Source organism: Clostridium muellerianum, from assembly GCF_012926525.1.
In the GTDB taxonomy this organism is placed as follows: domain Bacteria; phylum Bacillota; class Clostridia; order Clostridiales; family Clostridiaceae; genus Clostridium_AM; species Clostridium_AM muellerianum.
This window is the reverse complement of record NZ_JABBNI010000018.1, coordinates 80,404-94,002: the sequence shown is the minus strand read 5'-3', so window position 1 is coordinate 94,002 and position 13,599 is coordinate 80,404. Positions and strand designations below refer to the sequence as shown.

Annotated in this window: 11 protein-coding genes; 3 read left to right on the top strand and 8 right to left on the bottom strand. The window is 29.1% G+C overall.

The window, feature by feature from the left end; all coding sequences use genetic code 11:
• The first annotated feature begins 380 nt into the window (after window positions 1–380).
• The 3 genes from HBE96_RS26295 to HBE96_RS10760 are packed head-to-tail and all read left to right on the top strand — an operon-like array spanning window position 381 to window position 2,406.
• A complete protein-coding gene (locus HBE96_RS26295; RefSeq protein WP_243186902.1) occupies window positions 381–629 on the top strand; it encodes a phage integrase N-terminal SAM-like domain-containing protein in 249 nt (82 codons plus the stop codon).
• Window positions 630–656: 27 nt separating this feature from the next.
• Entirely contained in the window at window positions 657–1,229 is a 573-nt protein-coding gene (locus HBE96_RS10765; protein ID WP_243186901.1) for a tyrosine-type recombinase/integrase, read from the top strand.
• Window positions 1,222–2,406, top strand: a complete 1,185-nt coding sequence (locus tag HBE96_RS10760) for an IS91 family transposase (protein ID WP_169297769.1) — start codon at window positions 1,222–1,224, stop codon at window positions 2,404–2,406. Before HBE96_RS10765 ends, HBE96_RS10760 begins: the two co-directional genes overlap by 8 nt.
• A 275-nt stretch (window positions 2,407–2,681) precedes the next feature.
• Here HBE96_RS10760 and HBE96_RS10755 read toward each other — a convergent pair whose 3' ends face one another.
• The 8 genes from HBE96_RS10755 to HBE96_RS10720 all read right to left on the bottom strand — a co-directional run bounded on the left by HBE96_RS10755 (window position 2,682) and on the right by HBE96_RS10720 (window position 13,418).
• The gene (locus tag HBE96_RS10755) at window positions 2,682–2,819 is read right to left on the bottom strand and encodes a hypothetical protein (RefSeq protein WP_169297768.1); all 138 of its coding nucleotides are present in this window, start codon (window positions 2,817–2,819) and stop codon (window positions 2,682–2,684) included.
• A 592-nt stretch (window positions 2,820–3,411) separates the two neighbouring features.
• The gene (locus tag HBE96_RS10750; RefSeq protein ID WP_169297767.1) at window positions 3,412–4,131 is read right to left on the bottom strand and encodes a YARHG domain-containing protein; all 720 of its coding nucleotides are present in this window, start codon (window positions 4,129–4,131) and stop codon (window positions 3,412–3,414) included.
• A 162-nt stretch (window positions 4,132–4,293) separates the two neighbouring features.
• Window positions 4,294–5,712 (bottom strand): zinc ribbon domain-containing protein, encoded by a 1,419-nt coding sequence (locus tag HBE96_RS10745; RefSeq protein ID WP_169297766.1) that lies wholly within the window; start codon window positions 5,710–5,712, stop codon window positions 4,294–4,296.
• Window positions 5,713–5,738: 26 nt separating this feature from the next.
• On the bottom strand, window positions 5,739–6,461 hold the full coding sequence (locus HBE96_RS10740; protein WP_169297765.1) for a zinc ribbon domain-containing protein: 723 nt from the start codon (window positions 6,459–6,461) through the stop codon (window positions 5,739–5,741).
• Window positions 6,462–7,048: 587 nt separating this feature from the next.
• Complete coding sequence (locus tag HBE96_RS10735) at window positions 7,049–8,656, bottom strand: putative polysaccharide biosynthesis protein (RefSeq protein WP_169297764.1); 1,608 nt, start codon at window positions 8,654–8,656, stop codon at window positions 7,049–7,051.
• 79 nt (window positions 8,657–8,735) lie between these two features.
• Entirely contained in the window at window positions 8,736–9,695 is a 960-nt protein-coding gene (locus HBE96_RS10730; RefSeq protein ID WP_169297763.1) for an RluA family pseudouridine synthase, read from the bottom strand.
• Between the two features lie 304 nt (window positions 9,696–9,999).
• Window positions 10,000–11,172, bottom strand: a complete 1,173-nt coding sequence (locus tag HBE96_RS10725; RefSeq protein WP_169297762.1) for a M20 metallopeptidase family protein — start codon at window positions 11,170–11,172, stop codon at window positions 10,000–10,002.
• A 23-nt stretch (window positions 11,173–11,195) separates the two neighbouring features.
• Window positions 11,196–13,418, bottom strand: coding sequence for a rod shape-determining protein (locus tag HBE96_RS10720; protein WP_169297761.1), 2,223 nt, complete (start codon window positions 13,416–13,418; stop codon window positions 11,196–11,198).
• Between the last annotated feature and the right edge of the window lie 181 nt (window positions 13,419–13,599).

Genomic DNA, 13,599 nt, shown 5'->3' with positions numbered 1-13,599 from the left:
TATCAAACTACATGCTACGCATGCCTTTTTATCAAAAGGCTTTTTGTCGTACTCTTTTTTTCTAGATTTTTAAGTAAATTTTCAAAAGTTATCCACATTTTCTAATTTTCAATTCTGCAATCATCTAAATTCATGTTAATTAATATATAAATTAATATACTACATCAAAAGTATATCATATTATTACCATAGAACGAAACCACTATTTAGCGGTGGCGGCTAATCAAATAATAAAAACTTCAGGATTAAAATCTAAAATATATTGAAAAGTGGTAGTTATTAATAGTAACTACCACTTTTTTATCATGAACACTTCTTTTTTCCTTATATTGTCAAAAATATAAGGGTAGCCACAAATAAAAATAAAAAGGAGTGTTAACATGTCAGAACTAAGAAATAAAATGAAAATGTATATGGAATTAAAAGGTTATAGTTCCATAACAATAAAATATTATCTTAGGAATATTAGTAACTTTGCTAAGTTTTACAACAAGTCGCCTCAGTTATTAGGCGAAAAGGAAATTAATGGATACTTATATTATTGTATCACAGAAAAGCAATTAACGGAAAGATCTGTTAATATAATTTATTCTACATTAAAACTTTTATACACAAAAATTTTAATGTAGCCATGGAATATTGATAAAATTCCAAGAATGAAGGAGCCGAGAAGGCTTCCAGTTGTACTATCTCCTCAAAAAGTTAAATCTATTTTTGATGTTACGGATAATATTAAGCATAAGGCTATCCTAATGACTACTTATTCTGCAGGCTTGAGGGTTAGTGAAGTCTGTAAGCTTAAAATTAAGGATATAGACAGCAAGAATATGCAAATATTTATAAGGCAAGGTAAAGGAAAAAAGGATAGGTACAGTCTTTTATCAAAAGCTAATCTTAAAATTCTCAGAGAGTATTGGAAAAAATATAAACCTAAAGAATTTTTATTTCCTGGAAGGTACTGTATTGACCCCATAAGTACACGTAGTGTTCAGAGAATATTTGAAAAAGCATTAAAGAAAACTAGAATTGCTAAAAATGCAACTGTTCACACTTTAAGACACAGCTTTGCAACTCATCTTTTAGATGCTGGTACTGATATCTGCTTTATACAAAGACTTTTAGGACATACTCGTATAACTACTACAACAATTTATCTACATCTTAGAAGGATGGATTTATTAAGCATAAAGAGTCCTCTAGATATTTTATTAGGTGAAGAAAATGATTGAGGTGCAAGATATACTTTTAAAACATGGAGATGAGTATATCAGAAAGCATAGGCTGCCGCCACATTTGAGAAAAGTATTGAGTAATATTAAGGATTGCAGAACATCAGCATTAGGTGGTCATATAGATGAGTGTGAAGAGTGTGGACATATAAGGATTTCATATAATTCTTGTAGAGATAGACATTGTCCTAAATGTCAAACATTAGCCAAGGAGAAATGGATTGAAGCTAGAAAAAATGATTTACTACCTGTATCCTATTTTCATGTTGTATTTACAATACCACAAGAATTGAATTTTTTAGTCCTTACGAACCAAAAAGAGATGTATTCTATTTTGTTTAAGGCTGCTTCAGAAACTTTATTGGAGCTCTCAAGAGATAGAAAATATTTAGGTGTAGAAATAGTTTTTACTACTATACTACATACATGGGGACAAAATCTTATGAATCATCCTCATATTCACTGTATAGTTCCTAGTGGAGGATTATCCTTAGATGGCACTCGTTGGATAAGTTCTAGGAAAAAGTTCTTTATACCTGTTAAGGTTCTATCGAAAAAATTCCGAGGGAAGTTTCTATACTATCTGAAGAAAGAATACTATAATAATCCTCAATTGAAGTTTGTAAATGATATTGAGGATTTGAAATACAAGGATGTCTTTCAATGTTTTATAGATAAACTCTATAAGAAGAATTGGATAGTTTACTGTAAACCTCCCTTCGGGAGTGCAGAGCATGTTCTTGAGTATTTAGGTAGATATACTCATAGAGTAGCAATTTCCAATAATAGAATTGTGGCTTTTCAAAATGGTTATGTAGTTTTTAAATGGAGAGATTATAGTGATAATAATAAAGAAAAGTTTATGACTGTTACAGCAGAAGAATTTATACGCAGATTTGTTATGCATATACTACCACAGAAATTTGTTAAGATAAGACATTATGGAATTTTAAGTAATCGCAATCGTGTAACTAAGCTAACAAAATGCAAAAGGATTCTTAAGGTATCAAGCTCAAAGAGTGAATTCATAGCTAAATTAAGTACAGCAGAACTTCTTTTAAAACTTACTGGAATAGATATTAACATATGTCCTTATTGTAAAGTAAAGATGTCAACAAGAAGAAAGTTACAGCCTAAAACCTGTGCTCCACTAGGTATGACTGTAAAAACTGCATAAGTCAATGTGAATGAAAATAGCAAAATAAACTATGGGGAGGGGGAAAGTATATCTTTTACCCAATAAAGTAGCAAAAACTATGATATATCTTAATCTAGCATTCCAAATTTTGTGTTAAAATATAAAAAGCGATAGCTTCCAGGGAATAAGAGAAAGATTGAAACTCCATAGTAACTGCCCCGCGGTATTCGTTCTATAATTTGTTTCGGAAATTGAGCAGCTTTTAAATTAAAGCATAATTTAAGCTTATTAATCAAGCTGCTCTTTTATTCGGCTCAACTTCCGAATACAAATCTATTCATACAAGTAACCGAAGAAACGTTAAGCTGTATTCCGGCTGATACATGTTGTGCAGGAACACTCACTTCATTAAGAAGTTCTAATGTTCCTGCACAACATATATCAGTCTTCATACAGCTTAACGTTTCTTCTTAGTGCATTGCGTATAGCATTATTTCAAAATGCTTGTAGCTCTCATAATATTTATTACTTATATTAAAACATACAAAGCATTTAATAGAAAGCTGTCTAACTTGTTAATCTCTTTCGAGATATTTCTATAAAAAAATAGAAAATAACTTCTACATAAATTTAATATATTAAACAACAGGCTGCGCCTCAATTTTTAAGCGATATTAACTTTTAATCAAATATAATTTTGATTAAGCCCAATTATATGTAACAATGAAACTAAATTTACATAACTGAAGTTACTAGTTTGGATTTTAACTTTTATGTAGTGATATAGGGTAAGTGTTTCATCACATTAGCTAAATTGTTTCTTATTATTCTTAGCGAAAAGTTTATGAAAGCCTTAGAACTTTAGCCTTGTTTGAGGGAACTGAGTTTGGCAAAGTTCTTAGGCTTTCATTAACTTTGAGCTTTAGACTAATTGAAAATATTTAGCAGTGAGTAAACGCTTATCCTATATCACGTAGTAAAAGTTAAAATCAAAACTTTCACTGCACTTTGCGCCGCATTATTTTTATATTACAGAATAAGTTTCTATTTATTTTCATATTTAAGTATTAAATCCACATTAGCCTTTTCTACTGAACTTAATTCTTCATCAGATCCTTTAAAAGAAGAATTAGGCTTATACCAGGCTTTATTATTAAAATAGGTTTTAAACGGCTCAGTTTGAAATACAAAACCATGTCTTGCATATATTTCATTTCTTGCAATAGCCAAATTTTCTTTACTTAAAGAGCTCACCTGACTATCTTCAAGTCTTTCATTTCCGCTGTTTTTAAACATATATTCATCAGACTTACTATTAGTATTTGCAGCATTATTACTATTTTTGGTATTATCTTTAGTTTTATCTGTTTCTTCAATATCTTTTGAAGTGCTGCTCGAATCAGTTGATACATTATTACTGCTATCTACTGTATTTGTATTCACTATTGGTGTTTGGGGAGACTTGTGAACCTTTGTATAAACATAATAAGAAGTAAAACCTATAAATAAAACAACTACTCCTATTATTACTCCTATTACTGCTGATTTTAAAATGCCTTCATCAGAATAACCATGATCTTCTTCCTGAACCATTCTGTTTGGCATTTCTCTTATCGTAGGTATTGCCTGTGTGTTCTCATTATTATAGTCATTTCTAACTCTTATAGCTTCATTTTGAAAAGTTGTTTTTTGTGGTGATCCGCATTCAGTGCAAAACTTAGCTTCATCAAGTAACTTTGCACCGCACTTTACGCAGTAACGCATTGTAACAATTCCTCCTTTACACATATTCCTATAATTTTTATTGTGCTATTAAAACGCTTATACAAAACTAATGTATGTACATATTATAATTACTAATATAAATTAAGTATAGCCTATTTTAAAAACTGCTGACAAAACAGTTTATCAGCAGTTTTCATTTAACTATTCAATAGCTTTTAAGCTTTCCATTTGATATCCATTTTTTGCTTCATTATATCTAAATGTATAAGTATATTTAAAAGTTTTTATTGAAGATGTTCCATTATCATTTATATCATAAACTTCTTCTGTATTTATAGTACCCGATTTATTGTCTTCACTTAATTTATAAGACGTTATATTAAAGGATTTAATTTCTTCTCTTATTCCGCTTTTGTACGTGCTCGGAACATAACTCTTTTGCTCATTATAAATTTGACTTCCTGGATATAAAAGATCTTCTAATAACGTAAAACTGTTTGAATTTACAGCTCTTGTAAAATAATAAGTATACCAATATACTAGATTATGAATTTGATTTTCCTGACTTTTAATACTGCTTTCAGCTTGAGAAAAACTTAAATAAACCTCTTTGTCGCCTTTATCTACTGTTTCTTCACTACTTTTTAATACCTTGCCATCTTTAGTAATCATACCATATATTTTGGTATTACTATTTAAAGGTCCAAAATTACCAGCATCCGAAACTTTAACTCCCGTATCTTTACCATTCACAAAAATTTTAGCATCTGGATAATCACTTTTTACATTTACATAATTAACATTTGTAAATGTTTCTACAGTTATCTTATCACTGCTGTTATCAAAAAAATTAATATCATGTGAATCACTTAAAGAAGCATATTTCCCTTTATAATTTGCTAAAAGACTATACTTTCCTGGTATAAATGGTCCAAATTCTTTACTAAAGTTATCTGAATCACTTTTTCCAATGTCAGTACCATTTAATGAGAAAGCCACATCCTTTACACTTGTCTTAACCTGAATGAAACCTGGTTTTATAGCTATTCTGTAATCAGGAAAAAACAAAAATTTTTTTCCTGAATAAGCAAGAGTTAAAATAGCCTTAGAGTTACCTCCATTCATTCTAGATAATGCCTTTGTTTGACTTGCATTTACAGCATCCTTATTTAACCCTTGCACTACTGTATTTAAATAGGAAGGATTATCTTTAAAATAAGTTAATAAAGGTACAATTGTTTTTTCATTTATTTCTAATCTATTGTCGTCACAATAAAGAGTACTAATTAAATCTGCTTTGTTTCCTGAAGCAACCGCATTTTCAAACTTAGAAACTACTTTTGAAGGCTTTGTTAGTGAGTTTCCTACTATATAAAAACCAATTAAGAGTACTGCAACAATTGCAGCTGCCATAATTCCTATTTGAGTTTTTCTAGACATCTTTAAGTCTCTTCTTATTTCATTAGAAGGAACTCTAATTTCATCTTCATATGTATATTCATTATTATTTTTAAAATTCTGATGTGATTCATTTTGTTTTGTATTTAAAACATTACCGCATTTTGGGCAAAATTTTTGTCCTTCTTCTAGTTTTGCACCACATTTTCCACAAAAACTCATTTCATCTTCCTCCACATTTTTTAACTTTAGAACCTAACATTCTTCATTACATTTGTAACAGACATTATTATATCGGATATATTTGATACTAAAAATTTCTGCATACACATTGAAACTATAATAAAAATTCCTAAAAATGATACTGCAATTATAAATACTGTATGATTTTCGTCTACAAACAGTTCTTCTCTAATAATTACAGTTAAGCATGCCAGTGAAACTATTACTCCAATTAAAAATACACCTGCACCTATATAAAATAATACATAAGAAAACAAAATTGAAAATATTTCAAAATATAGAGTTGGAACTAGAACAATAAGTGATGCTTTATATACTACAAATGGATCTTTCTTATCTTTTGACAAAATAGTAGTTCCCAAATATATGATTATAAAAAGTGTTATAATTGCACATAAAAATACTGCACTATTTTGCAAAAATACTTTTCCATATGGTATGTTTATAAGTGATCTAACCTTACTCATTTCCCCTGTCAGATCCATTATATCATTGGTACTTAACATCTTTCCTGATGATCCTGGTATTATTAGATTTGCTATATTGGATATTTTCTGAACTAAATCTAAAGCTATACTCTGTATTGTTGAAATAACTTGATTTACCTTCCACATACCTAAAATTCCTTGTATTATTACAAGAAAAATTGTCAATCCTATAACAGAAGATTTCTCACTGTTTTGTACAAATTGTTTTGCACCTGAAACAGGCTTAAATAACATTTTCATCAAAATGTCCCTCAAGCTTGAAAAATTCACTTGTTTTTTTAAGTTTGCATATGAATCATATACTTCCTTTTGATAATTAAATGAATTATTTTTTGGTGCAAAGCTTTGACTTTCCTGATATCCCGTTTCTCCTGATAAATCTTCAACTTGCTTTGCTCCACAATTAGTGCAAAATACATTCCCATCTTCGACTTTTCCTCCACATTAGTGACAATAACTCATACTTTTTTTCCTCCTTGGTATACTTTTATAGGCCTTTTCTTTAGTACAATTTAATTTTCCTTCGTTATATATTCTACAAGTTTTTTAAAATTCCTTCAAATTTAATGATTTTTGTGGATTATAGTCCTTAATTGAACATATGTAGTAATTTTCACCCCGAAAGTCAATAATAGTACACTTAACTAATTATTAGATTACTTATTGTATAATTAAAATATCTCTATTAAATAAAAAAATGGGACTATAGCACTAATAAATTTCTATACAATATATTGCTTTGTAAATCACAATATGTTGCAACATTTATTTTTAGTGCGACAGACCCATTTTTTTATTAAATTTTAATATCAATCATTAGACAATATTTACTTCACCTTATCTAATATAAACTTTGGAATTAATCTAGTAAGCTTAGATGGTAACAAATTTAAATCTTCCCTTCTTATTCCACCTAAAAGTACTAATCCGAAACCATATATAACAACTGCTACTCCAATAGCTATTACTGTAGCTATCATGTTAGAAAAATATCCTTTATGTATGAAACTAAATAAAAAATTCAAAGCATAGTGTGTACCAAAAGCTAAAACTCCCATAAGTATTGAAGCTATAATTGGTTTTACAGAATGAACTAAAAGACTTAATTTTAAATTTAAAGACTTTTTAATAATCCTGTGATTTAAAATTATAGGAATTGCAAAACCTATTATACTTCCTGCTACTGCTCCTAAAATATTTATCTTAGGTATAGCTATTAAAAAATAATTAGAAACTATTTTAAAAACTATACCTATAACAGAATAGAATGTAGAAGTAAATAGCTTACCTATTCCCTGTAGGATAGTGGTTTGTATCTGCATAATAGCCATTAGTACTAAAACTATAGAACCATAGGCCATAATAAATGCTCCTCCACGAAACTTTAACATATTATAAATTGGATCACTTAAAGAAGCAAGTCCAACAGCACAAGGTACTGCTATTAAAAAACAAAGCCTAAAAGAATAGTTTATTTTGTCCCTTGCAAGCTTCTTATTCTTTACTGCTATTGCACCTGATATAGCAGGTAAAATTGCAGCTGAAAGTGAAGATATAATTGCAATAGGTACATTTAAAAGAGATTGATATTTAAATAGAAAACCTGCTAATATGCTAGCATTAACATCAGTAATACCACCTGCCATAAGTCTTGCTTTTGTATTATATACATCTACTAAATTTCCAGCATAGGTCATACCCACACATATAGTTATAGGCACTCCATACTTAATTATCTTTCTTATAAGCTGCTTTGTAGTAAATCTTCTTATTTCTTCATTAAAGTATCCCTTAGGAACTTTAAACTTTTTATTTCTTTCATAATAATACATGAGAAAAACAGCAGAAATAAGTGCTCCTACAGAGGTTCCTATAGTAGCTCCTGCACAACCAGCTTCTAAGCCAAATTTAACAAAATATGCAGCAAATGCTAAAGAAAAAATAGTATTCATTACTTGTTCTATAACCTGTGATACTGCTGTAGGCGTCATATTGGCACGTCCCTGAAAATATCCTCTATAAGCAGATGCAACAGAAGTAAATAATATAGCTGGTGATAATGTTAAAAGTGACAAATATGCTTTGTTATATTTAACTAATTCAGCTAAAGGTTTAGCAAAAATAAACATTATAAGCGACATAAGGATTCCTAAAATTAAAAGTATAAATCTTGCTATTTTAAAGCTTTTTACTGCATCTTTATAATTTCCTACTGCTGTAAGCTCAGATATAAGCTTTGATATTGCAACAGGTATTCCTGAATTAGTAATTACAAACATAAAGGCATATACCTGATATGTAGCTCCATATATCCCGTATCCTTCATTATCAATTATCATTATTAAAAAAGGTATATAGAGCAAAGATAGAACCTTTACCATCATACCCGCTGCAGAAAGTATTGCAAAACCCTTAGTAGTCGACTGTTCCTTCATAATAAAACTCCTTATCTATATCCCCCATATTAATTATAAACCATCTATAATATATTTAAATATAAATTTGGATTAATGGTTAAAACTTATCAAAAATATCATTTTTAATCTTTTTAAATATAGGTGGCAATCCTGCTGCTACAGTTTTATTTTGCATGTAAATAAACTTTTCAGTACAATCCCTAAAAATAAGTTTGTATGCGTACAAAAATTGATAATTTAAACCATATTTATTGAAGAAAAAGCTATTTAACTTAGCTGTACCATATTTTGTATCTCCTAATATCGGATTACCAAGGTGGTTTAAATGAGCTCTTAGTTGATGACTTCTTCCTGTTAACAATTCAAGTTCAACTAAAGAAAAAGTTCCACAACTTTGAATGTTTTTTACATTCATACTAATTTCTTTTGTATCTTTTCTATGTTCATCATAAACCTGAGATATATTTTCACTTTCATTTTTATGAATATAAGCCTTATACAAGCCATCCTTAATTCTTCCTTTTATTAAAGCTTGATAATACTTATGTATTTTCTTTTCTCTTATCATTTCATTTAATAATTTTAAAGCTTCATAATTTTTTCCAAATATAACTATACCAGAAGTGTTTCTATCCAACCTATTACAAGGAGCTGGTGTAAATGTAACTTCATTTTCTGGAGTATAATCGCCTTTATCATATAGATATGAAAGTACATAATCTGTTAAAGTAGATTCTTTCTTTTTTCCATCTGAATGTACTAAAACCCCAGGCCACTTTTCAACTACTACCATGTTTTCATCTTCATAGGCTATTTTTAAAAAACTATTTTCTATTCTAGTAAACTTCTTTTTTGTTTGATTTGAAGTTATATCTCTTGTTTCTATTAAATCTCCATCCAATAGTGCATATTTCTCTTTAGCTTTTTTGCCGTTTACCTTCACATCACCTTTTCGTATACTCTTGTATATAGCACTTAAAGGCATATCCTTAAGCCATTTTCTTAAAAACTTATCTAATCTCTGTCCTGCTTCATTTGGTCCTATTTCAATTTTCATATCATCACTCCTAATAGTATTATATATCTTTCTGCATCAAATTTCTGTATTATGCTATTATTTACAATTTATCTAATTAAACAACATCTAATTATATAACACTATTATTGTCAAAATCAATATATAAATATTTAAATTTGTGATAATATAAAAATGAAATCTCTATAATTTTACCTTTTTATGTAAAAAAATTATCTTTAACGCCTGATAACTTATACTGAATAAAACAAAAAATTGCCCAGCAACTTTAAAAATGCTGGGTTTTTAAACAATCTAATAAAAACATATTTTGCTTCTTTTTTTATTATTTTAAAAGTTCATATGCAATTTTACACTGTAGTGCTATTCCAATTGGAATACAATCTTCGTCAATATCAAATAAACTTCCATGAGCTGGATTTACTATTCCTTTAGCTTCATTTCTACATCCAAGATAATAAAAAGCCGAAGGTCTTTCCATAGAAAAATAAGCAAAACTTTCTACTCCCATACTTGGATTCTCTAGTATTTTTACATTTTCTTTTCCTATCAGGCTATAAGCAGCATTAAACACCTTATCTAACATGGCATCGTCATTATATAAACAAGGATAACTTTCTTCTATATCTATTTCACATTCTCCTCGCATAGAATGAACAATGCCTTCCACTACTTCAACTAATCTTTGTTTTAAATAAGCCCTATTTTCTGTAGTCATAGTTCTCATAATACCTGATATTGTAACTTCTTCAGGTATTATATTTTGAGCTGTACCGCCGTGAATAGTACCTATAGTTATAACTGCTGCATCTGTTGGCGATATTTCCCTGCTTACAATACTTTGAAGAGACATTACTACAGAACTAGCTATAACTATTGGATCTATGCCTGTTTGTGGACGAGCTCCATGAGCTCCCTTACCTTTAATTTTTATGGTAAAAGGATTAGAAGCTGCATTTACAACTCCTCTTTTAATACCTATTTCTCCTACTGGTATATTTTCTTCAACATGCAATCCTATCACATTACTAACTTCAGGATCTTCTAGAACTCCTTCTTTTATCATAACCTTAGCTCCACCTGTAGTTTCTTCTGCTGGCTCAAAGAACAACTTTACATTTCCATTCAAACTGCCTTTTATGCTGTTTAAAATTTTAGCTGTACCTAAAAGTATAGAAGTATGTGCATCATGTCCACATGCATGCATTTTTCCCTTTATTTTTGAACAATAATCACAGTTTTTTCTATCCTCTAATGGAAGGGCATCCATATCAGCTCTAAGTCCTATGGTCTTATTTCCATTTCCTTTTATTATTCCACAAATTCCTGTTTTAGCTGTTTCAGTATATTCTATACCTTCTTTTTGTAAAAATTCTTTTATTTTTTGAGAAGTTCTATGTTCTTCATATCCTAATTCTGGATTCCTATGCAAATCTCTTCTTATGCTAACAATTTCATCTTTTATATTCTGTGATAATTTTAAGAAATCTAGTTCCATATTTAACTCTCCAATCTATACTATTATTCCCAGCCAACTTCAATTATGTCACCACCTGAAAGATTATCATAATAACCTGCATCTTTTTGATTTAAACGCAAATATATTTTTCCCTTAGGAATAGTTAAATCAAAATCTATATAATTAAATATATCTATAAAAACATATTCTTTTTTACCTTTTAAATATATATTTTTACCATTAACTACCACTTCAAGTTTATCTTCTGTTTTCTCTTCTTTATGCAAATCCTCAGATTTTATTTCATTATTTTCTTGTGAAATATCAGATTTCTCTTCTGTTTTTTTATTCTCTGAAATTATTTCTTCTTTGTTAACTTCAGTTTCTGTATTTTCTTCTACAGTATTAATTTCATTTTCATCAGCAGTCTGTTCTACATCTTTGGGTTTATCTACTTCTTCCTCAGCTTTTGTTTTTTCCATATCTTCTATATCTTTTTGCTTTTCTGTTTCTTCTACAATTTTCTGTTTCTCTACTTCATCATATTTTATACTATAGATTCTATCTCCTTCTTTTATTTCATAGGCATCTGAAATTTCCGTACCATTTAAATAATATTTGTATTCTTCACTGTTTTCAACTAAATACTTTTTATATTGACCTAAATTTTCTGGGAATACTATTTCAACTTCATCATCTTCTTTTATCTTTTCATTAATATCCGCTTTTTTTCCATTTATTATAGCTATTGGTTCTAAATTTTCTATTATATCATTAATAAAAAAACTTATAGAGTAAAGCTTTTTAACATAATCTAAAGCACAAGGTGCTGCATCACTGCCTTCCCTTGCATATTTTATTTCTATGTTATCTCCTTCTTTAACTTCCTCATCTATACTGGACTTAACTCCATTAATTACAATTTCTGCTGATGAAGCAAGTGTTCCAAAAGCTACCCTTTTAATTCCATTCAAAGTGAATCTTATATTTTTACCATTTCTACCAATTAACACTTTAGGATTAATACCACCCTGCATCATTACATCCATTACCGTATGTTTATGTGAATTAAATAAACTTATTACTTTATCATTTAAAATTACATCTATAAAATCATGTCCAAGTCTTTTTATAGAAATTAAAGCTATTCCTAAAACTGTTACACCAGTACTTCCTAAAGAATTGTCCTGACATACACATTCAGTTACAGCCTCTCTACCTTTGACTGCTATTCTTTGAGGCAATATATTAAGTTTATCTGCTAAAAATTCCTTTAGATTAGGAGTATATGCTCCTCCTCCTACTATGAAAATAGCATTAGGCGATTTATCTCCATTCAATTCTATAATTTTACTTCCTATTTCATCTGCTATCTTCTTTACTGTTGGACTAATAAATTTAATTACATCTTCACAATTTATTTCATTTTCTAATCCTAAAACATCTTTATATACTAACTTTTCTTCATTAGTACAGTGCCTTTTTATGTATTCTGCAGTATTAAAATCTACAAGGTAATTTTGTGCAATAGTTTCTGTTACCTCATCACCAGCTAAAGGAACCATGCCATAAGCACTTATAGTATCCTTACTGCTTATAGCTATATCTGAAGTACCAGCACCCACATCTATTAAAGCCAAATTTAAAAGCCTTAAATTTTGTGGTATAGCCGCTTCCATAGCAGCTATAGGTTCCAAAGTCATACTAGCAACTTCAAGTCCTACCTTTTCCATAACAGAATAAAGACTATCTACTACAGACCTTGGAAGAAAAGTTGCTATAACTTCCGCTTCTATGTTTTCTCCTTTATGTGAAAGCAAATTATTTATTATGTATCCATTTAAGTAATAATTTTTTACACTATATCCAACACAGTAAAGCTTTCCTTCTCTTTGCTCATTTATTTTTTCTTCTGCACTCTTTACTGCTGTAAGCTCTAAGCTTCTTACAGTATCTTTATCTATTTCCTTATCATAATCAATTTTAAGCTGTGCCTTAGCTACCACAGTTCTTAAAAATCTTCCTGCTGCTGCAATAGATACTTTTTCCATTTTCATGTTAAGTTTTTCTTCTAACTGTTTTTTTACATTATTTACTGCATTAGCTACCAGTCCAATATCATGAATCTGACCATCTATCATAGCTCTTTCTTCATGTTCCATACAGTATTCAGCCACTACATGAAATTTTTTATCCCTAACTGTACCCGCTGTACCTATTACAGAACGTGTACCTATATCTAATGCAAATATTACATCTTGTGGATTAACTTTAGTATCATTCATAATATTTACCTCTTTACTCTAATAATTTTAAAGCTCAAATTCTAAGAATATGGTATTTGGCCTTACAAACATTATAATTAATTATAAAATATTTGTAAACTAATCTATTTAGTTGGATTTATATTGTATAACTTTATCTATTGGTTACAGAATAGTATCATATTGTATAGAGAGTATATGT

Excerpts from the sequence above, each read along its gene's own strand:
- HBE96_RS10740 (WP_169297765.1), bottom strand. The coding sequence starts at position 6,461 with ATGAAAATGTTATTTAAGCCTGTTTCAGGTGCAAAACAATTTGTACAA.
- HBE96_RS10755 (WP_169297768.1), bottom strand. The coding sequence starts at position 2,819 with ATGAAGACTGATATATGTTGTGCAGGAACATTAGAACTTCTTAATGAA.
- HBE96_RS10765 (WP_243186901.1), top strand. The coding sequence starts at position 657 with ATGAAGGAGCCGAGAAGGCTTCCAGTTGTACTATCTCCTCAAAAAGTT.
- HBE96_RS10745 (WP_169297766.1), bottom strand. The coding sequence starts at position 5,712 with ATGAGTTTTTGTGGAAAATGTGGTGCAAAACTAGAAGAAGGACAAAAA.
- HBE96_RS10760 (WP_169297769.1), top strand. The coding sequence starts at position 1,222 with ATGATTGAGGTGCAAGATATACTTTTAAAACATGGAGATGAGTATATC.
- HBE96_RS10735 (WP_169297764.1), bottom strand. The coding sequence starts at position 8,656 with ATGAAGGAACAGTCGACTACTAAGGGTTTTGCAATACTTTCTGCAGCG.
- HBE96_RS10730 (WP_169297763.1), bottom strand. The coding sequence starts at position 9,695 with ATGAAAATTGAAATAGGACCAAATGAAGCAGGACAGAGATTAGATAAG.
- HBE96_RS26295 (WP_243186902.1), top strand. The coding sequence starts at position 381 with ATGTCAGAACTAAGAAATAAAATGAAAATGTATATGGAATTAAAAGGT.
- HBE96_RS10720 (WP_169297761.1), bottom strand. The coding sequence starts at position 13,418 with ATGAATGATACTAAAGTTAATCCACAAGATGTAATATTTGCATTAGAT.
- HBE96_RS10725 (WP_169297762.1), bottom strand. The coding sequence starts at position 11,172 with ATGGAACTAGATTTCTTAAAATTATCACAGAATATAAAAGATGAAATT.
- HBE96_RS10750 (WP_169297767.1), bottom strand. The coding sequence starts at position 4,131 with ATGCGTTACTGCGTAAAGTGCGGTGCAAAGTTACTTGATGAAGCTAAG.